The organism is Rhodoferax sp. (genome assembly GCF_023700745.1).
GTDB lineage: Bacteria > Pseudomonadota > Gammaproteobacteria > Burkholderiales > Burkholderiaceae_C > Rhodoferax.
The window spans coordinates 60,211-81,180 of the sequence record NZ_JAMPYG010000001.1 but is presented as its reverse complement, the minus strand read 5'-3'; the positions used below and the strand labels follow the sequence as shown (position 1 = coordinate 81,180).

15 protein-coding genes are annotated in these 20,970 nt (G+C 60.7%); 8 read left to right on the top strand and 7 right to left on the bottom strand.

What is annotated here, in order from left to right; genetic code table 11:
• Nucleotides 1-79: 79 nt before the first annotated feature.
• The 6 genes from NDJ10_RS00395 (at nt 80) to NDJ10_RS00370 (ending at nt 11,715) form a co-directional block, all read left to right on the top strand.
• Nucleotides 80-1,195 (top strand): DUF1513 domain-containing protein, encoded by a 1,116-nt coding sequence (locus tag NDJ10_RS00395; protein ID WP_296159056.1) that lies wholly within the window; start codon nt 80-82, stop codon nt 1,193-1,195.
• A gap of 314 nt (nt 1,196-1,509) precedes the next feature.
• Nucleotides 1,510-3,954: a nitrite reductase large subunit NirB gene (gene nirB / locus NDJ10_RS00390; RefSeq protein ID WP_296159055.1), complete on the top strand. Its 2,445-nt coding sequence runs from the start codon at nt 1,510-1,512 to the stop codon at nt 3,952-3,954.
• 11 nt (nt 3,955-3,965) lie between these two features.
• Nucleotides 3,966-4,349, top strand: coding sequence for a nitrite reductase small subunit NirD (gene nirD, locus NDJ10_RS00385; protein ID WP_296159054.1), 384 nt, complete (start codon nt 3,966-3,968; stop codon nt 4,347-4,349).
• Between the two features lie 22 nt (nt 4,350-4,371).
• Nucleotides 4,372-7,203 carry a nitrate reductase gene (locus NDJ10_RS00380; RefSeq protein ID WP_296159053.1) on the top strand — a complete coding sequence of 944 codons (2,832 nt, stop codon included), beginning with the start codon at nt 4,372-4,374 and terminating at the stop codon, nt 7,201-7,203.
• A 117-nt stretch (nt 7,204-7,320) separates the two neighbouring features.
• The gene (locus NDJ10_RS00375; protein WP_296159052.1) at nt 7,321-8,610 is read left to right on the top strand and encodes an NnrS family protein; all 1,290 of its coding nucleotides are present in this window, start codon (nt 7,321-7,323) and stop codon (nt 8,608-8,610) included.
• A 201-nt stretch (nt 8,611-8,811) separates the two neighbouring features.
• Nucleotides 8,812-11,715: an adenosylcobalamin-dependent ribonucleoside-diphosphate reductase gene (locus tag NDJ10_RS00370; protein ID WP_296159051.1), complete on the top strand. Its 2,904-nt coding sequence runs from the start codon at nt 8,812-8,814 to the stop codon at nt 11,713-11,715.
• Between the two features lie 2 nt (nt 11,716-11,717).
• Here the strand turns inward: NDJ10_RS00370 and NDJ10_RS00365 are convergent, their stop codons facing one another.
• The 5 genes from NDJ10_RS00365 to NDJ10_RS00345 all read right to left on the bottom strand — a co-directional run bounded on the left by NDJ10_RS00365 (nt 11,718) and on the right by NDJ10_RS00345 (nt 16,781).
• Nucleotides 11,718-12,161 carry a universal stress protein gene (locus NDJ10_RS00365; protein ID WP_296159050.1) on the bottom strand — a complete coding sequence of 148 codons (444 nt, stop codon included), beginning with the start codon at nt 12,159-12,161 and terminating at the stop codon, nt 11,718-11,720.
• Nucleotides 12,162-12,297: 136 nt separating this feature from the next.
• Nucleotides 12,298-13,923 (bottom strand): NAD(P)-binding protein, encoded by a 1,626-nt coding sequence (locus tag NDJ10_RS00360; protein ID WP_296159049.1) that lies wholly within the window; start codon nt 13,921-13,923, stop codon nt 12,298-12,300.
• Between the two features lie 2 nt (nt 13,924-13,925).
• Nucleotides 13,926-14,918 carry a thiamine pyrophosphate-dependent enzyme gene (locus tag NDJ10_RS00355; protein ID WP_296159048.1) on the bottom strand — a complete coding sequence of 331 codons (993 nt, stop codon included), beginning with the start codon at nt 14,916-14,918 and terminating at the stop codon, nt 13,926-13,928.
• Nucleotides 14,919-14,944: 26 nt separating this feature from the next.
• Entirely contained in the window at nt 14,945-16,198 is a 1,254-nt protein-coding gene (locus NDJ10_RS00350) for a transketolase C-terminal domain-containing protein (RefSeq protein ID WP_296159047.1), read from the bottom strand.
• Nucleotides 16,191-16,781, bottom strand: coding sequence for a 2-oxoacid:acceptor oxidoreductase family protein (locus NDJ10_RS00345; protein WP_296159046.1), 591 nt, complete (start codon nt 16,779-16,781; stop codon nt 16,191-16,193). The genes NDJ10_RS00350 and NDJ10_RS00345 overlap by 8 nt, the downstream gene beginning before the upstream one ends.
• A 219-nt stretch (nt 16,782-17,000) precedes the next feature.
• Here NDJ10_RS00345 and NDJ10_RS00340 point away from each other — a divergent pair, with 219 nt between their 5' ends.
• Entirely contained in the window at nt 17,001-17,510 is a 510-nt protein-coding gene (locus NDJ10_RS00340) for a hemerythrin domain-containing protein (RefSeq protein ID WP_296159045.1), read from the top strand.
• Nucleotides 17,511-17,523: 13 nt separating this feature from the next.
• Here the strand turns inward: NDJ10_RS00340 and NDJ10_RS00335 are convergent, their stop codons facing one another.
• Both NDJ10_RS00335 and NDJ10_RS00330 read right to left on the bottom strand, forming a co-directional pair.
• Complete coding sequence (locus NDJ10_RS00335) at nt 17,524-18,714, bottom strand: serine hydrolase domain-containing protein (protein WP_296159044.1); 1,191 nt, start codon at nt 18,712-18,714, stop codon at nt 17,524-17,526.
• 47 nt (nt 18,715-18,761) lie between these two features.
• Nucleotides 18,762-19,625, bottom strand: coding sequence for an ion transporter (locus NDJ10_RS00330; protein WP_296159043.1), 864 nt, complete (start codon nt 19,623-19,625; stop codon nt 18,762-18,764).
• Between the two features lie 214 nt (nt 19,626-19,839).
• On the opposite strand from NDJ10_RS00330, the gene NDJ10_RS00325 reads away from it, so the two are divergent.
• On the top strand, nt 19,840-20,874 hold the full coding sequence (locus NDJ10_RS00325; RefSeq protein ID WP_296159042.1) for an amino acid ABC transporter substrate-binding protein: 1,035 nt from the start codon (nt 19,840-19,842) through the stop codon (nt 20,872-20,874).
• Nucleotides 20,875-20,970 lie beyond the last annotated feature (96 nt).

The following is a 20,970-nucleotide window of genomic DNA, read 5'->3' as shown; positions in this document are numbered from 1 at the left end:
TGATGAACAGCTACCCATGATGACCATGCAAAGACGACCTTTCCTCCGATCCGCAGCCCTTTTGCTAAGCACTTGTGTCTTGCCCGACCACACGCTCGCGCAAGCTGATCCCAGCCACCCCGTCCCAACAGCCAACCCGCTACCCAGCGCCCGGCTGGCGGCGGCATGGCGGGTCCAGTCTGGCACCGGCAACACCCCGACCACAGGTGACTTTGTCGGCATCCTTCAGCTGGACTGGGCGGCAGGAATGGTGCGCATGATCACCGAGGTGCCGGTGGCAGGCCGTGCCCATGGTCTGCTGGCAGAAACCGACGGCGGTTTCCTGGCCGTGTCCAGCCGTCCGGGCCGCTGGCTGCTGCGCTGCGATGCGCAGGGCCAGGTGACACACCGCCTGGCCATGGACGATGACACCCCCAACCGTACTCTGGATGGCCATGTGACACCCAGTGCCAACGGCCAATGGCTGTTCACTACGGAAACCGACCGCAGCACAGGCGAAGGCTGGGTCTCGGTGCGCGACCACCGCAACCTGGTCCGGGTCGCACAGTGGCGCACGCACGGCATCGATCCACACCAATGCCTGACCGACACCGACGGGACTCTGCTGGTGGCCAATGGTGGCATCCCTCGCACTTCCGATGGCCAGAAACGTGACCTGCACCGCATGGCACCATCGCTCGTGCGCATTGCTCCGGACAACGGCGAACTGCTGGGTCAGTGGCGCCTGGACGACCCACGCCTGAGCATCCGCCACATGGCCTGGAGCCGGCGTGCAGATGCCACACCCTTGTTGGGCATCGGCCTGCAGGCCGAGCATGACACGCTTGAACAACGCCGAGACGCCCCCGTGCTCGCCGTATGGAGCGGCAAGACACTGCGCATCCCTACCCGATCGGCTCTGGGCGGCGGCTATGCAGGTGACATCGCTCCTGGGCCCGGAGGCGGCTTCGTGTTAAGCGGACAGCGAGTGAACCGGGGTGTACTCTGGCACCCGGATGCCCCCAACGAACTGATGACCATAGCCGAGTTGCGCGAAGTTTGCGCGCTCAGCACATGGCCTCTCGAATCACAGCCGGGCGGTGTACTACTCGGCGCAGCGCGGGGCGTGGCGCGTTGGCATCCACGCCATGACCCGGCCATGCTGGCTTGGCCACGCGCGATGTCCCCCGACAACCACTGGGTCGTACTCTCCTGACACCCAGGCATGCCTGCTGCACCAGCAGTAGGCCAGCCAATGTCCCAGGCTGGTGCATGCTCCCCGCCCTGGTGCACCACCGGCATCGTGTCAACCTGAGCGCACAGCCGCCCCACGCAGACCAACACAACAAGACAGCTTGGCACGGAGATTGCATAACTCCAGGGAACGGCCGATGCAGGCCGCGCAGGCGGGGCTGGTGCAATGGCGCATGAGCCCCACAGGACGACGGCGTCCCCACGCAATACCGACCGCAGGTCGACACAGCGTGTGGACGCCTTTTTATTTTTTGGCGAATTGCCTTGGGAGGTATGATGAAAAAATCCAGGCTTGTAATGGTAGGCAACGGCATGGCCGGGGTACGAACGCTCGAAGAATTGCTCAAGATCGCGCCCGATTTGTACGACATCACCGTCTTTGGCGCCGAACCCCACCCCAACTACAACCGCATTTTGCTCAGTCCGGTGCTGGCCGGTGAACAGACCATCGATGAGATTGTGTTGAATCCCTTCGAGTGGTACCTTGACAACCACATCACCCTGCATGCGGGCTGGCGTGTCACCTCGGTGGACCGGGTCAAGCGCCTGGTGCACGCCCGAAACGCCGCCGGTGAGACGATCAGCACCGAATACGACCGCCTGCTGCTGTGCACCGGTTCCAACCCCTTCATGCTGCCCATTCCTGGCAAAGACCTGAACGGTGTGATTGCCTACCGCGACATTGCCGACACCAATGCCATGATCGAAGCCGCTACCACCTACCAACATGCGGTGGTGATCGGTGGCGGCCTGCTGGGTCTGGAAGCCGCCAACGGCCTGATGCGCCGTGGCATGACCGTCAGCGTGGTGCACGTCCAGCCAACGCTGATGGAGCGCCAGCTCGACGAAGTGGCTGGCAAGCTGCTGCAAAAATCGCTGGAAGAACGCGGTCTGCAATTTTTGATGGGCGCGCAAACCCAGGAACTGGTTGGCGGGCCAGATGGCCGGGTCACCACCATCAGGTTCAAGGATGGCACGCAAGTCCCCGCCGACCTGGTGGTGATGGCCGTCGGCATTCGCCCCAACGTGGAACTGGCACAAAGCATGCGGCTGCACTGCGACAAGGGCATTGTGGTCAACGACACCCTGCAAACCATCACCGACGCGCGCATTTACAGCGTGGGTGAATGCGCAGCCCATCGCGGCACTGCTTACGGGCTGGTGGCGCCGCTGTTCGAGCAGGCCAAGGTGGCAGCCAACCACCTGGCGCAAATCGGCATTGGCCGTTATGTCGGGTCTCTCACCTCGACCAAGCTCAAGGTCACCGGCATTGACCTTTTTTCAGCCGGCAATTTTGGCGGTGGCGAAGGCACGGAAGAAATTATCATGAGCGACCCCAAGGGCGGGGTCTACAAGAAGCTAGTGCTCAAGGACGACAAGCTGGTAGGCGCCTGCCTGTACGGCGACACGGTCGATGGCAGTTGGTACTTCAAGCTGCTGCGCGATGGGCGCCCGATTGCCGACATCCGTGACAAGCTGATGTTTGGCGAATCCAATATCGGCGACACCGGCCACGAGGGCCACAACAAGGCCGCGGCCATGAAAGACAGCGACGAAGTGTGCGGCTGCAACGGCGTGACCAAAGGCACGATCTGCAAGGTCATCAAGGAGAAGGGCCTGTTCACGCTGGACGAAGTGCGCAAACACACCAAGGCCAGCGCGTCCTGCGGCTCCTGCACCGGACTGGTCGAGCAGTTGCTGATGTTCACCGCCGGTGGCGACTATTCGGCCACACCCAAAACCAAGGCCATGTGCAGTTGCACCGAGCACGGCCACCAAGCAGTGCGCGATGCCATCAAAACCAACAAACTGCTCAAAATTGCCGATGTGTTCGCCTTTCTGGAGTGGAAAACGCCCAATGGCTGTGCCTCGTGTCGCCCGGCCATCAACTATTACCTGATCAGCAGCTGGCCCAAACTGGCCAGGGACGACCCGCAAAGCCGCTTCATCAACGAACGCAGCCACGCCAATATCCAGAAAGATGGCACCTATAGCGTGATCCCGCGCATGTGGGGTGGCGAGACCACGGCCAGCGAACTGCGTCGCATTGCCGATGTGGTCGACAAATACAGGATTCCGACCGTCAAGGTCACCGGTGGCCAGCGCATTGACCTGCTGGGCGTCAAAAAGGAAGACCTGCAGGCGGTCTGGAAGGACATAGGCATGCCTTCCGGTCACGCCTATGCCAAGGCCCTGCGCACCGTCAAGACCTGTGTGGGCAGCGAGTGGTGCCGCATGGGCACGCAGGACAGCACCCAGATGGGCAAGGACCTGGAGCGCGCCATGTGGCGCATGTACGCGCCGCACAAGGTCAAGTTCGCTGTTTCCGGCTGCCCGCGCAATTGCGCCGAGGCCGGCATCAAGGACGTCGGCATCATCGGTGTCGACAGCGGCTGGGAAATGTACGTAGCAGGCAACGGCGGCATCAAAACCGAGGTGGCACACTTTCTGGTCAAGGTCAAAACGGCGGCTGAGGTGCTTGAGTACACCGGCGCCTTTTGCGAGTTGTACCGGCAGGAAGGCTGGTACCTGGAGCGCACCGTGCATTACGTCAACCGCGTCGGTCTCGACCATGTGAAGAAACGCATTGTGGAAGACCACGCCGGCCGCAAGGCACTGTGGGAAAACCTGCAATTCGCCCTCGACGGCGAGCCCGATCCCTGGTTCGAGTTTGACAAGGCCGCCGTCGACACCCGCCAATTTGAAGCCGTGAGCGTTTAAGGAAAATCGAAATGAATGAATGGACCCCCATCTGCCACATCGACGACATTCCGGTGCTGGGCTCGCGCCGCGTGGCGCGCCCACAAGGTCTGGACGTGGCGGTGTTTCGCAACGACAAGGACGAGGTGTTTGCCCTGCTCGACCGCTGCCCGCACAAGGGCGGCCCTCTGAGCCAGGGCATCGTGTTTGGCACCAGCGTGGCCTGCCCCCTGCACAACTGGACGATTGGCCTGTGCACCGGTCAGGCCGCGGCCCCCGATGAAGGCTGCACACCACGCTTCGAGGTCAAGCTCAACGAAGGCCAGGTGTTCCTGAAAGCCGCCGAACTGGCCAGCCACGCCACCGACCTGACGCGCCCGCTGGCCGGCCCTCCGCGCCGCACAGCCTGCGCCTAAGAACGACCGCCCCAAGGAAGCCATGACCGAAACCCGATCCACCTGTCCTTATTGCGGCGTTGGCTGTGGCGTGATCATTGAGTCCCGTGGCAGCCAGATCACCGGCGTGCGTGGCGACCCGGACCACCCGGCCAACTTTGGACGCCTGTGCACCAAAGGCTCAACCCTGCACCTGACCGCAAGTGCTGACATCACAGCGCAGGCCCGGCTGCTCCATCCGATGCAGCGGCTTCAGCGCGGCGCACCGGCACAACGCACCGACTGGGACAGCGCACTCGATCTGGCCGCCAGCCGTTTTGCCGACATCATCGAGCAACATGGCCCCGACGCGGTGGGCTTTTATATCTCGGGCCAACTGCTGACCGAAGACTATTACGTCTTCAACAAACTCGCCAAAGGCTTGATTGGCAGCAACAACATCGACAGCAATTCGCGCCTGTGCATGAGCAGCGCCGTGGCGGGCTACAAGCAAAGTCTCGGCATGGACGCGCCGCCCGCGTGCTACGACGACATCCAGCACGCCGGCACCATATTCATCACCGGCAGCAACACCGCTTATGCCCACCCCATCCTGTTCCGACGCATCGAAGACGCCCGCCGCGCCAACCCGGCGCTGCAGCTGGTGGTGGTCGATCCGCGACGCACCGACACCGCTGGCACGGCTGACCTGTTTTTGCAGATCCAGCCTGGCACCGATGTCATGTTGCATCACGGCATGCTGCACCTGATGCTGTGGGAAGGCTGGACCGATGCGGCGTTCATCACTGCCCATACCAGCGGCTTCGATGCACTCAAAGCGCTGGTGCGCGACTGCACACCCGAGCTCGTGGCGCACACCTGCGGCATCAGCCAGGCTGCACTGTTGCAGGCCACACGCCTGTTTGCCGGTGTCCAGGCCAGCGGCCAGGTCCGCACACCCACGCTGAGTCTGTACTGCCAGGGCCTGAACCAGTCCAGCAGCGGAACCGCCAAGAACACGTCACTCATCAACCTGCATCTGGCCAGCGGACAAATCGGCAGGGCGGGTGCCGGACCGTTTTCCTTGACCGGGCAGCCCAACGCCATGGGCGGGCGCGAGGTCGGCGGCATGGCCAACCTGCTCAGCGGCCACCGCGACCTGGGCAAGGCCGCCGATCGCGCCGAAGTTGCCGCGCTCTGGGGCGTTCCCAGTGTGCCCGGGCAGCCCGGAAAAACGGCGGTGGAGATGTTTCAGGCGGCCGCCGATGGCGAGATCAAGGCGCTGTGGATTGCCTGCACCAACCCGGCGCAATCCATGCCCAACCAGACCCTGGTACGGCGGGCGCTGGAACGTGCCGAGTGGGTGGTGGTGCAGGAAGCTTATGCCGGTACCGCCACCTGTACTTATGCCGACCTGCTGCTGCCGGCCAGCACATGGGGTGAAAAAGAGGGCACGGTCACCAACAGCGAACGCCGCATCAGCCGGGTACGTGCCGCCGTCGAACCCGCAGGCGAGGCCCGCCCTGACTGGCATATTGCCACCGACTTTGCGCAGCGCCTCGAAGCCTTGCTGAACCCGCAACACGCGCTGGGCAATGCCGGCCTGACAACCCTGTTTCCCTACCCCACGCCGGAAGCCATCTGGCTTGAGCACCGCGAATCCACGCGCGGCCGCGACCTCGACATCAGCGGCATGAGTTACGCCCTGCTGGAGCAGGCACCCCGGCAATGGCCCATGGCACAAGGCCAGGCCGATGGCCAGGCACGGCTTTATGAGGACGGCATCTTCCCCACGGCTGACGGCAGGGCGCGTTTCATCAGCGTGACCTACCAGCCTGTCGCTGAGCCACGCAGCGCGCGCTATCCGTTTTCGCTCACCACCGGGCGCCTGCGCGACCAGTGGCACGGCATGAGCCGCACCGGCACGCTGGGCCATTTGTTTGGCCATGCAAGTGAACCCTCGGTACAGCTGCACCCGCAGGACATGGTTCAGCGCGGGCTCAAGGAAGGCGACCTGGTCCACCTCACGAGCACCCGTGGCTCGGTGCTGGTGCCGGTCCAGGCCAGCCGCGAGATCGGCCTGAACCAGGCTTTCATGGCGATGCACTGGGGCGAGGAGTTCCTGAGCGGCCAAAGCGCCCAGGGCGAACGCCTGGCAGGCGTCAATGCGCTGACCAGCGGTGCTTTTTGCCCCGACGCCAGGCAACCCGAGCTCAAACACACCCCCGTCAAGATCCTCAAGGCCGAGATGCCCTGGCAGCTGCTGGCGGTGGCCTGGCTGCCTGCATCACAGGGGATTGCGGTCCGGTTTGCGCTACAGGACCTGATGGCGCAGTTTGACTTTGCCACCTGTGTCCCGTTTGCCAGCGCAACCAGCAACGGTCAGGGCGAACGCAGCGGCGTGCTGTTTCGCGCCGCACGCCATGCCGCCCCGCAGTCTGGCCTGTTGGCAAAGATAGAACAGCTGCTGCAGCTCCAGGGTCCGGAGGTGTTGCGCTATTCAGATCACAAGCGCGGACAACAGCGTGCAGCCCGGCTCATCGAGACCGACACACACACCGTGCTGGAAGGCTTTTTGCTGGCGGGTGACACCCGCGCCCAGTGCTGGATGACCACCCTGCTCAAGGAATCCTTGCCGGCCCATTCCTATGGTCGGGCGCTGCTGATTCCCGGCGCCACGCCACCGATGCCGGTGGTGTCGCGCGGTCAGCAGGTCTGTGCCTGCTTCAGCGTGACCGATCTCGCCATTGAGGAACACCTGGCACACAGCACGGCAGCACCTGCGCAGCGTTTGGCCTCACTGCAAGCCAGTCTGAAATGCGGCACCAATTGCGGCTCGTGCCTGCCACAATTGCAGCGCATGCTGGCAAGCCATTTGATGACGGTGAGCGCATAAAACACCCTTGCACCCGCACATCGCGTCCTGTGGCGACAAGGCAGAGACAAAATCCCCGCACACCTGGCGTGTGTTCGGCCAGTTTGGTGTAATCCATGGTGCTTGTCCGCTACTGCCATGAAACCCTCATCCAACCGGTCCAACCGCGCCAGTCCATCTGCTGACGCACCCGCATGGCGCGCCAGCGTGCTCATGCGTGCGCCCCACCGCCTTGCATTTTTCATGGCAGCACTGATGCTGGCCTTTGCCGCCCTTTGGTGGGCCACCCAACTCACAGCGCGTGCGCTGCAATGGCCCATCGGCATGGTCATCCCGGTATCTTCCAGCCACGCCCTGCTGATGAGCCTGGGCTACATGCCGCTCTTCTTTTGCGGTTTTCTGTTCACCGCCGGACCCAAGTGGCTGCACTTGCCCGAAGTGTCAGCGCGCAGCCTGCTGCCGGCACTGGCAAGCATGGTGACCGGTTGGGTGATCACCCTGTTGGGTAGTCACACCCATGCCATTACCGCCGCAGCCGGCATGAGCCTGGTGGCCGCTGGCTGGACGGTGCTGAGTCTGAGGTTTGCGCGCATGGTGTATGCCAGTCGCATGAGCGACCGCACTCATCCCGCACTGGCCTCGGCCGCTTGCCTGGTCGGTATGGCCATGCTGTGGCTGGCAGCACTCGCGCTGGCGTTTGAGTCCCATCAGTGGTTGCGCACCATCGTCCAAATGGCGCTATGGTGGTTTATTGCCCCGGTTTTTGCCGTGGTGTCACACCGCATGATTCCATTTTTCAGCGCCAGTGCCATTCCCGCGCTGGACAGCAAACAACCCCTGTGGTTGTTATGGGTGTTGCTCGGCGCTCTTGGCCTGGAGGGTTTGATCAGCGTGGCGGAGCTGTGGTGGTGGCCGCAACCCGCCATGTGGCGCTGGCTGCAGGTGCTGATGGAGGCACCGGTCGCCTTGCTGCTGCTGTGGCTGGCCATCCGCTGGGGTCTGGTGCAAAGTCTCAGGATTCGCATGCTGGCCATGCTGCATGGCGGCTTTGTCTGGCTCGGAGCAGCTTTTGCGCTCAATGCCCTGTCGCATGGCCTCATGGCCGGGAGTGGTGATGCCGAATCGCTGGGACTGGCTCCTCTGCACGCCATGACCATGGGCTATTTGAGTGCCACCATGTTTGCCATGATCACCCGGGTCAGCAGCGGCCATGGCGGACGGAAGGAGCCAGCCGACCACATCGCCTGGACGCTGTATTGGGTGTTGCAGACGGCGGTTGTGCTGCGTGTCGTCGCTGGCCTATGGCCCACTTTTGCCACCGCCCTGACGCTGGCGGCCATCTACGCCTGGTGTCTCGCCATGGTGGGTTGGGCCATGCGTTACGGATGCTGGTTTGGCAAACCGCGACCGGATGGCAGACCGGGCTGAGGCACCTGAAAATCCTGGTTTGTTCGAGGCATTTGGAACAGGTTTTAAAAAATCAAATACACTACATCTAGATAAATAAATAGGTAAAAACACTAGCTATAGCGTTTTTTTATTTTTATTTAGTTCGCCATTTTTGTTCTGGATCAACGAAACTAGAACTTCCGCCTACTACCATGGCGACTCGTTTTGAGGAAAGAATTCATGTCACAGCACACCATCGCCCCCACCTTGACCACCTTGCAGGTCCAGCCCATCAGCATCGAAGTGCTGATTGAAAAATACAGCAAAGGCACTGAGAAAAGCATTGCCGACGTGAACCAGCGTGTCGCGCGCGCGCTGGCCAAAGTTGAAGCACCCGAACAACAAGCCCAATGGGAAACCCGATTTCTGGCCACCCTGGAAGCCGGCTTCTTGCCGGCTGGGCGCATCCAGTCGGCCGCCGGCACCGACCTGGCCGCCACCCTCATCAATTGTTTTGTGCAACCCGTGGGCGACTCGATTGCCCACGTCGAAGACGGCCACCCGGGCATCTACACGGCGCTGACCGAAGCCGCTGAAACCATGCGCCGTGGTGGCGGTGTGGGTTACGACTTTTCCCGCATCCGTCCGCGCGGCGCCTGGGTCGGCAGCACCCAAAGCAGTGCGTCCGGGCCGGTGAGCTACATGCGCGTGTTTGACCGCTCATGTGAAACAGTGGAGTCTGCCGGTGCCCGGCGCGGCGCCCAGATGGGGGTGCTGCGCTGCGACCATCCGGACATCGAGGAGTTCATCCACGCCAAGGACCAGGGTGACCTGAAAAACTTCAACATCTCGGTGGGTGTTTCCGACGAATTCATGAACGCCGTGCAAGCCGATGGCGACTTCTGTCTGGTGCACAAGGCCGAACCTGGCGCCGGACAAAAAGAAGCGGGTTCCTACCATGACGACAACCTGGGTGTGTGGGTCTACCGCAAAATCAAAGCCCGCGCCCTGTGGGACCAGATCATGCGCTCCACCTACGACCACGCCGAGCCCGGCGTGCTGTTCCTGGACCAGATGAACCGCGACAACAACCTGTCGTATTGTGAGACCATTGCCAGCACCAATCCCTGCGCCGAGCAACCGCTACCCCCTTACGGCTGCTGCTGCCTGGGTTCGATCGATCTGACGCGCTTTATCCGGGATCCATTCTCTGAGAGTGCCAGTTTCGACCGTAAAGCCTTTGCCGAGGTCGCCCGGGTGGCGGTGCGCATGCTCGACAACGTGCTGGACGCCACGGTCTGGCCGCTGCCGCAACAGCAGGCCGAGGCGGCTTCCAAGCGCCGTGTCGGCCTGGGCTATACCGGTCTGGGCGATGCGCTGGTGATGCTCAATTTGCGCTACGACACCGCCGCTGCGCGCGACATGGCACGGCATATTTCAGAGCTGCTGCGTGACACCGCCTACCAGGCATCAAGCGAGTTGGCGCAGGAGCGCGGCGCATTTCCGCTGTTCAACGCTGACCTCTACCTGAGCGGTCAGAATTTTGCTTCGCGCTTGCCCGCCGATCTGAAAAAACGCATTCACAAGCACGGCCTGCGCAATTCGCACCTGCTGTCGATTGCGCCCACGGGCACCATCAGCCTGGCTTTTGCCGACAACGCCAGCAATGGGATCGAGCCCGCCTTCAGCTGGACCTACAACCGCAAAAAGCGCATGCCCGATGGCAGCTTCAAGGAATACGCGGTGGAAGACCACGCCTGGCGCCTGTACCGGCACCTGTTCGGCGCCGATGCGCCCTTGACCGACGCCTTTGTCACGGCCCTGGAGATGAGCGCCCAGGCCCACGAGGAAATGGTGGCGGCCGTGGCGCCCTTCATTGACACCGCCATTTCCAAAACCGTCAATGTGCCCGCCGACTACCCCTATGAAGACTTTCAGGGGCTGTATACCCAGGCCTGGCAGTCCGGGCTCAAGGGCCTGGCCACTTACCGGCCCAACTCGGTACTGGGTTCGGTGCTGAGCGTGAGCGCTGCACCAGCACCCAGCAGCGCCAAACCCCTGCAGATTGACGCCACCAACCACCGACTGCTGCTGGATCGCCTGCCGGCGCCCGTACTCTCTTCTCTGCGCTGGCCCGGTCGGCCGGACCTGCCGGGCGGCAACCCGGCCTGGACCTTCATGGTGCACCACCCGTTTGGCGACTTTGCCTTGTTCATTGGCGAACTCTCATTGCAGGAAGGTAGCGCACCGCAGCCCTTTGAAGTGTGGGTGAACGGTGCCGAACAACCGCGCGGCCTGGGCGCCCTGGCCAAAACCCTGTCAATGGACTTGCGTGCGAACGACCCCGCCTGGCTACAGCTCAAGCTCGATGCACTGGCTACTGTCAGCGAAGAACACGCTTTCGAGATGCCGTTCCCGCCCCATGGCGAAAAGCGTTTATTTCCAGGCGTGGTGGCAGCCACAGCGGCCGTGATCCGCTGGCGCTGCGAACAAATTACGGCCCAGGCTTCGCAAAAATCAACCAGAATAACCCCGGTTTCGACACCGGTCATTGATGCCATGTTCAGCCGCAATGAACCCATCACCGGCCCGTCCGGCACTCTGGCCTGGGCCGTCGATGTGGACAACCCGGCCACCAGTGAAGCCTTTACCGTGACGCTCAAAGAGGTCAACCTGCCCGGCCCCGATGGCAACATGGTGACGCGCCCCTGCGCCGTGGGCTTCAGCGGCAACTACCCGAAAGCCATGGACGGCCTGGCGCGTCTGCTGTCACTTGACATGCGGGTGATTGATCCGGCCTGGATTGGCATGAAGCTGCGCAAGCTGCTCAATTACGCCGAGCCGCTGGGCCACTTCATGGCCTTTGTTCCGGGTTTGCCCAACGGTGAAAAACGGCAACAAACCTGGCCTTCGACCGTGGCCTACATTGCGCGCCTGATCATCCACCGTTACGCCATGCTGGGCATTCTGAATGAAGAAGGCTACCCGTTGCGTGACATGGGCGTACTGGACACACCAGAAGCCCGCGAGGCCAGCAAGACCATGGCGGGCAAAACATGCCCCGAGTGTGGCAACCCCACCGTGATCCACAAGGACGGCTGCGACTTCTGCACCGCTTGTGGCTACGTGGGGCAATGCGGCTGAGCCTATTTGACGTCGCGCACCACCAGCACCGGCAGCTTGGTGTGCGACAGCACGGCTTGCGCCACGCTGCCGAGCACCAGTTTCTCAAGGGCATTGCGGCCGTGTGAGCCCATCACGATCAGGTCGGCCTGCAATGACTCACCGGCTTCGACAATGCCGCGCCAGGCGGTGTGCGCCTCGACCACCGAAGTCTCCACATTGACACCGGCATCGGCAAAAGACTGTTTGGCAAGCTTGACAGCGGCATTGGCTTCGGCCGTGGCCGCGCTCAAGTATTCAGCCTGGCCATAGGCAAAGTCGGTGCCCACGCCGGTAAAGGGATAGGGATCAATCACATAAATCACCGTGACCCGGCTGGCAAACGCCTTGGCCAGGGCAGTTGCCTTGGCCACGGCCTTCTGTGCGGTATCGGAGCCATCGACAGGGACCAGGATATGTTTGAACATGACTTACTCCTTTTAAGTAAACAGACAAACACATTTTGAACCAGATCATCAGTCCAGAACTGACAAATCGCATGAAAAACGTGATCTGCACGGAGGCTCAAAGCGCACGCTCTGAGCCTCCGCGACAGGCGGCAGGTCAAATATCTTCAGGCACCATCTTGATCGATCCGCAAGGGCATTCCGAGACACAAATGCCGCAGCCTTTGCAGTAGTCGTAATTGAACTCAAAGCCTTTGCCGGGGCCGAGCTTGATGACGGCGTTGTCAGGGCACACGCCGTAACAGTTGTCACATTCGAAGCAATTCCCGCATGACAGGCAGCGCCTGGCTTCAAACAGCGCATTGCTTTCATCCAGGCCGCCCTGCACTTCTTCAAAGGTGGATTGGCGCCGAATGATGTCCAGCATGGGCCGAACCGTTTTTGGCGCATCGCTGTAGTACCACGTGTTGAGCAGATCAAAGCTGGCAACTTCATTTTTTGGCGCAGGCACATGAACCGTGCCACGAAGCCAGGCATCGATGTTGCGCGCTGCTTTTTTGCCGTGACCGATAGCGACGGTCGCATTGCGGTCGGCAGGCACCATGTCACCGCCGGCAAAAATGCCGTCGTGGCCGGTCATCATCTGCGCATTGACCTGCACCACACCATCTTGCACGATCATGCCCGGCACGCCCTCGATCAGCGACAAATCCACATCCTGGCCCAGCGCCAGCACCACCGAGTCGGCTTCCAGCGTCTCGAACTCGCCTGTAGGCTGAGGAAAGCCCTTGTCATCAAGCGCCATCTTTTCGACCATGATGGACGACTCGCCGGCCTGCTTGATGGTGGAGAGCCACTTGATCATGACGCCTTCTTGCAGCGCTTCTTCGACCTCGAAGTCATGCGCGGGCATCTTGTCGCGGTTGCGGCGGTAAACAATGATGGACTCGGTCGCGCCCAGCCGTTTCGCGGTGCGGGCCACGTCAATGGCGGTGTTGCCACCGCCATAAACCACCACGCGGCGCCCAAGCAAGGGCTTGTCTTCGCCCTCCATCGAACGCAGCACCGACACTGCATCCAGCACCTTGGCGGAATCACCCGCAGGAATGAAGGCACGCTTGGCAATGTGCGCACCCACGGCCAGAAAAACAGCATCGAAACCGCCAGCCTCTTTGGCTTGCAGCACGTTATCCACCTTGGTGTTGTATTCAATGCGCACACCCAAATCCACGATGCGCTGCACCTCGGCATCAAGCACCTGACGCGGCAGGCGGTATTGCGGTATGCCAAAACGCATCATGCCGCCCGGCAGCGGCCCGGCCTCGATCACGGTAACCGCATGACCCAGGCGCGCCAGCTGGTAAGCCGCCGACAAACCTGAAGGCCCGGCACCGACCACCATCACTTTTTTGCCTGAGCTGGCCGCCGTCGCAGGCAACTTCCAGCCCTTGGCGATGGCTTCATCACCCAAAAAGTGCTCGACCGAATTGATGCCGACAGGCGAATCAAGTTGGCCCCGGTTACACGAACCCTCACAGGTGTGGTAACACACGCGCCCCATGATGGCCGGAAACGGGTTGTCTTCCACCAGCGTGCGCCAGGCTTCCTGATAATTGCCCGACTCGGCATGGAACAGCCAGCCCTGGATGTTTTCCCCGGCGGGGCACTGGTGGTTGCACGGTGGTATGCGGCTCAGATACACCGGGCGCTCGGTGCGCCAAGAACCCGTGTGGTTGGCCAAAGAGCTGCCGACGTCAAGCGTGATGGCAAATGGTTTTTGCATGGTCATTCCCCTAACAAGCCAAAACGGCGAATATTGCGGTCAGCGCGCTCCTGCAAGCGGGCCAAAGTCGCCACATCGGGCTTTTTGCCAAACAGGTGGGCAAAGCGTTTTTGCGGCTTCAGGTAGTCTTCAACCGGCACCTGGCGACGGATCTTCAGCACACCAGTGACCTCGCCGCGTTCGGCCTCGAATACCGGAAAGACCCCGCTCTCAACCGCCAGCCTTGACAACTTGATGGTGTCATGTGAGGCCGCGCCCCAGCCCAGTGGACACGGCACAAAAATGTGGATGTAGCGCGCGCCATGCATCGACATGGCCTTGGTGACCTTGTATTCCAGATCGTGCAAATCGGCCACGGTGGCGGTGGCCACATAGGGGATTTCGTGCGCCATGGCGATTTGCGGAACGTTTTTGCCCTGGCCAAATTCATTGCCCGGATGCTGCCCCACGGCCATGGTGGTGGCGGTGCGCGCCGCCGGCGGTGTGGCACTGGAGCGTTGCACACCCGTGTTCATGTAGGCCTCGTTGTCGTAACAGATATAGAGCACATCGTCGTTGCGCTCGAACATGCCCGACAGGCAACCGAAGCCGATGTCGGTGGTGCCACCGTCGCCGCCTTGCGCCACCACCCGCACGTCGCTGCGGCCTTTGGCCTTCATGGCGGCAGCAATGCCGGTGGCAACCGCTGCGGTGTTGCCAAACAGTGAGTGAATCCAGGGCATTTGCCATGAGGTTTCGGGGTACGGTGTGGAAAACACCTCAAGACATCCGGTGGCGTTGGCGGCGATCAGCTGGCCCTTGGTGGCCGCCATGGCGGCATCAATCGCATAACGTGCGCCCAGCGCCTCACCACAGCCCTGGCAGGCACGGTGACCGGAATTAAGTGAATTGCTGCGTGCCGTACCCGACTGCACGCTGCGCTGCTCGGGGGCGAGCAGACGGTTACCGACAGTGAAAGTGCCGGTTTGGTAAAACTTGACCAATGACTGTTCCATGATGGTTCCTTCTTGTCAGTTGAGCATCAGGCGTTGGGCGACGGCACAGTGCCCATGTCGCGCAGGATGCCTTCGGCAACCGGACCGGAACGGCGTTGGGTTTTTTCGCGCTCCAGCACCCGGTTGACCACCGCCCAGTCCAGATCCAGAAAGGTCAGCAGTTCAAGCTTGTCGGCAATCGCGTCCAGCAGCAACTGATGCACCGAAGTCTTGGTGATGGCACGCCCGCCCAAACCCGCCACCACCGTCAGCACCGGCTGCGGGCGGTTGCGCACGGCGCTGCGCACGTCGCGCGAGACAATGCCGCCTATGCCCACGGCAAAACACTTCTCGATCACCACGATGCGCTTCGCCTTGGCGGTGGCATCGCGAATGGCTGAGATCGGGAACGGACGGTACGAGGTGATGCCCAGCACACCCACCTTGATTCCCTGGGCGCGCAAATCGTCCACGGTGTCCTTGATGGTGCCGAGCACCGAGCCCAGCGCGATCACGATGGTTTCGGCATCTTCTGTCTGGTAGGTTTTGATCAAACCACCTGAATCACGGCCAAACTCTTTTTTGAACTCGGCAGCAATTTGGGGGATCAGATCAAGCGCCTGCATCTGCTTGGCGTGGGCTAGGTAGCGCACTTCGGTGAAGGCCTCGGGCCCGACCATGGCACCGATCGTGACCGGGTCGTTGGGGTCCAGCACCTGGCGCGGTTCATAGGGTGGCAAAAACCGGTCGACCTGGGCCTGATCCGGCATGTCGACCCGCTCATAGGCGTGCGTCAGGATGAAGCCGTCCATGCACACCATCACCGGCAGCGACAGTTCTTCGGCAATCTTGAAGGCCTGAATGTGCAGGTCCAGTGCCTCCTGGTTGGTTTCGGCAAAAATCTGTAGCCAGCCGGCATCGCGCATCGACATGCTGTCGGTGTGGTCGTTCCAGATGTTGATGGGGGCACCAATGGCGCGGTTGGCCACTGTCATCACAATCGGCAAGCCCAGGCCGGAAGCGTTGTAAACCGCCTCGGCCATGAACAGCAAACCCTGACTGGCCGTGGCGGTATAGGCACGCGCGCCGGCCGCAGAGGCACCGATGGCCACGCTCAGGGCGGCAAACTCGGACTCCACATTGACGAACTCGCAGGAGGTCAGGTCACCCGACTTGACCAGCTCACCCAAGCCTTCCACGATATGGGTTTGCGGGGAAATGGGGTAGGCGCAAATCACTTCGGGGCGGCTCAGCGCCACGGCCTTGGCTACGGCATGCGAGCCTTCGCATTGTTCAAGCATGATGTGTCTCCTCGTCCTGTTTTGCGTGTCCCATGACGGACTTGTAAGCTTCTGCCGCGGCTGCCTTGTTACCCAGGGCAACCGGGCCTTTGAATTTGTCGTCAATGGCGCGCTGCACGGCATCCAGTGAAATCAGGCCGCACAGAGCGGCAAAGGCACCCAGCAAGGGCACATTGGGCACGGCGCGCCCCACATGCTTCATGGCCAATTCCGAAGCAGGCACCGTCAGCAAATGTGCTGGCTGGAAATCCTTGACAAACTCACCCAGCCCCAGTTCCGCAAACGTGCGCGTGGTGTTGATCAGGATGTAGCCGTCTTTCTTGAGACCGCTGAACACATCGACCTGGTGCAACAGGGTCGGGTCCTGGATGATGATGGCATCGGGCTGCATGATCGGTTCGCGCAGGCGAATCTCACGGTCATCCATGCGGCAAAAAGCCACCACCGGCGCGCCAGTGCGCTCAGAGCCAAAACTGGGAAAAGCCTGGGCATGGCGCCCCCCCAAAAACGCAGCGATGGACATCATCTCTGCACCCGTGACGACCCCTTGACCGCCGCGCCCGTGAATGCGAACCTGAAACATGGTGTGCTCCTCAAATGTTGCCAGGTCAAGCAGGCAAAGTGCCTGCGGCCTTTTTCAACAAGCCGGATCATGATCCGGCAAGGAATCGAATAGTTGATTTGGATCAAACTCTCCTACGATAAGGAACCGTATTTCACATTGCAGAAAAATGATCTGGGTCAAGGCCAAAAAATGGCGTTGTGGGTATGCTTCAATTTGCACTTTAAAAAGGATTCTTCGATGCCCGCGCTGCAATGGACAGACACCTTCGCTCTTGGCTTGCCCATGATGGATGAGACCCACCACGAATTTGTGGATTTGTTGGCAAAAGTAGTCAACGCCCCCGATGAAACTCTGCTGCCGCTCTGGCGCGAACTGGTGGCGCACACCGATGACCACTTTGCGCGCGAAGACCGCTGGATGCAAAGCACCGGTTTTTCCAGCAGCAACTGCCACAGCTCCCAGCACCGGGTGGTTCTGGAGGTGATGCGTGAGGGGGACAAACGCGGCAGCGCGGGCGAGCTGGCCGTGGTGCGCCAAATGGCCGATGAACTGGGCACCTGGTTCCCCATGCACGCCCAGGCCATGGATGCGGCTCTGGCACTGCACCTGCGCAATGTCGGTTATGACCCTGTCACCGATCAGGTCAACATGCCACAAGCCCTTCCGACCGAAGCCATTCATGGCTGTGGCGGTGCGAGTTGTTCGACGGATCAGGAAGTGACGCAGGAAAGTGCCGTCCCGGCTTGATCCAAGCTGTTAGTCAATCCATCAACGCCGCGTACACCATGTCACGAAACAGCATGCGGTAATACTCGCGCTGGTTGGGCGCTTGCAGCATCAGAATGCCAAACAGGTCCAGCGCCGGATCGACAAAAAATGTGGTGCCGGCCAGACCTCCCCAGAAATAGGTGCCGACCGAACCCGGCACCGGTGCCACACCCAGATGCTTGCGTACGGCAAAGCCCAGGCCAAAACCGTGACCGGCGGGCAGCAGTGAACGCGATCCGGCGCTGAACACCGGGATGTCACCAAGGTGATCGGTGGTCATGAAATCGACCGTGCGCGGACCCAGCAGGCGCACACCGGCAAGTTCGCCACGATTCAGCATGAATTGCAAAAAACGGGCATAGTCCATCGCGGTAGACGCCAGGCCGCCACCGCCTGAGGCCAGCGCCGCATCGGCGCGAACATCAATCACGCGCATCTGCACACCGCCATCGGGGTCGCGCGCAAAGGGTTCGGCAATCAGTTCGTGGTGTTGCTCGGCCACCGCAAAGGCGGTATGGTGCATGCCCAGCGGCTCGAAAATGCGCTCTGCCAGAAAGTCTGGCAGCGTTTGCCCCGAAATGACCTCGATGACCCGCCCCAGCACATCCGTGGCCCGGCTGTATTCAAATGCGCTGCCCGGCTCGAAAATCAGCGGCAGGCCAGCCAGTTGCTGGGTGAATTCAGCCAGACTGCGCTCGCGCGAACCAATGCGCAGCTGGGTGTACTGGCGCTGTACCGGCGTACTCCCCAGAAATTCATAGGTCATGCCAGCGGTGTGGCGCAGCAGATCATGCAGGGTGGCAGCGCGCCCAGCCGGCTGCAATTGCACGGTACCAGTCGCCATCGTGGCCACTTGCTGGGCCGCAAATTCTGGCAAGAATTTAGCCACTGGGTCATTCAGCAGCAAGCGGCCCTCTTCCATCAGCATCATGGCCGCCACCGAGACAATCGGTTTGGTCATGGAATAGATGCGAAAGTGGGCCTCTGGCGTCATGGCCACACCGGTGGCCGGGTTGAGCAGCCCGACACTGTCGAACAAGGCCACCTGGCCATGCCGTGCCACCACCGCCACCGCACCAGGCAGGCGTTTTCGATCTGTCTCGTCCTGCAACACGGTCATCAGCCGCTGCAGGCGCTGCGGGCACAGGCCCACTTTTTCAGGCTCAATTGTTTTTAACGTCATATCAAATCAGAAACAGTAAACACCCATAGTTTATGGGTCAGGCACCATCAAGCACCAGGTTCTTTGGCATAGTCAGGCAAACGGGCACCACAATGGCGACAAAAGTTGGCATCGGGCATGTGCCCCTCGGTCAAACACTCGTGGCAGGTGCGGGTGGTCACAGTGGCTCTGCGTGCATAGGTCATCTCGGCAGTCACAATGCCAGTAGGCACCGCGAGCGTGCCCCAGCCCAACAACATCATGGCCGATGAAATCAGCCGTCCAAGGTCTGTTTTGGGCGTGATGTCGCCAAAACCAACGGTGGTCATGGTGGTGATGGCCCAGTAAACCGACGTAGGGATACTGGTGTAGCCATTGGCAGGGCCTTCAACCACGTACATCAGCGTGCCCACCACCAGCACGATCATCAACACTGCGACCAAAAACACCATGATTTTGCGCTGGCTGGCGCGCAAAGCCTGACCAAGCACCTGGTATTCAGAAACATAAGCTGTCAGTTTGAATACCCGAAACACCCTGAGCAGACGCAGGACACGCACGTCAATCAGCACCCCAACTTCGGGTACCAGCAGTGCCAGATAAGTGGGTAATACCGCCAGCAGGTCAACCACGCCGTAAAAGCTCAGAACATAACGCCAGGGATGTCGAACGCAGATCAGGCGCGCTGCGTACTCCAGGGTGAACAACAGCGTAAAAAACCACTCTGCCAGCACCAGCCAGTCATGAAAGCGATCATTGATGTGGCCTACGCTGTCAGCCACCACCACCGCCACGCTGAACAGGATGACGGCAATCAGAACTTGATCAAATCGACGACCTGCACGCGTATCGGCTTCGAAAATAATGGTGTAAATCTGCAAACGCCATCCCGTCAGGGGCTTGCCAAGTGCGTCTACTTTTAAATTTGACATCCCGCGCCTTCCTTCCATGGCATGTTTACTGCTAGGACTTTGCAGTGATGCTTTTGTTTTGGTTGAATGAATCAGATTATGAATGTATTACATGAATCTCAAGCGTAAACCCGGATGCAGAGGCGATTGATGCACTGCTAAAGTGCAAATCCTGTTGATTAATGTTCTCATTGGATCAACATCACGCGTTTTTATTTTTAACTGGAGTCAATTTATGCACAACAGCAATCTTAAAAGCCTGGCAGTCGTTGCTGCCGTCCTGGGCACTCTGGCCGCTATTCCGGCTCACGCAGGCAAAACCCTGGACGGCATCAAGGCCCGTGGTCAGGTGGTTTGCGGTGTCAATACCGGTTTGGCAGGTTTCAGCGCCGCCGACTCCTCCGGCAAGTGGAGCGGGCTCGACGTGGATGTCTGCCGAGCTATCGCCGCAGCCACCCTGGGTGACGCTGAAAAAGTCAAATATGTGCCCCTCAATGCACAACAACGCTTTACGGCTCTGCAATCGGGCGAAGTCGACGTGCTGTCGCGTAACACCACTTTCACTCTGACGCGTGATGCGTCCTTGGGCTTGAACCTCACGGCAGTAACCTACTATGACGGTCAGGGTTTCATGGTGCCGACCAAGAGCAAGATCAAGAGCGCCAAACAGCTCAAGGGCCAAACCGTATGTGTACAGTCCGGCACCACGACCGAGAAAAACCTGACCGACTACTCCAAAGCCAACGACCTGAACATCAAACCCGTCGTTTTTGAGAAACTCGAAGCCGCTGAAAACGCTTATTTCACGGGTCGTTGCATTGCCTACACCACGGATGCATCGGGCTTGTCCTCCACCCGCAGCAAAGTCGCCAAAGATCCGAAAGAGCACATCATCCTGCCTGATCTGATCTCCAAAGAACCGCTCGGGCCCATGGTGCGTCGCGGTGACGACGAGTGGTTTGCAATTGTCAAGTGGACCATCTACGGTCTGCTGGAGTCCGAAGAATACGGCATTACCCAGGCCAATGTGGACGCTCTCAAGGCCACCAGCAAAGACCCCGTGGTGCAACGCATCCTGGGCGTTTCGGAAGACACCGGCAAGCTGCTGGGACTGGACAAGGAATGGATGGCTCGCACCATCAAGACCACCGGCAATTACGGTGAAATTTTTGAGCGCAACGTCGGCCCCAACTCACCTCTGGGACTGCCTCGCGCTCTCAACAACCAATGGAACAAGGGCGGCCTGATGTACGCCTACCCGGTTCGTTAATCGAGGCGCATAACGCACCAAGCGCCGCCTGATGTCGCCACCAGCGATTCATGCGGCGCTTTTTTTTGAAACATCGCAAGCGCTGCAAACCGTGTG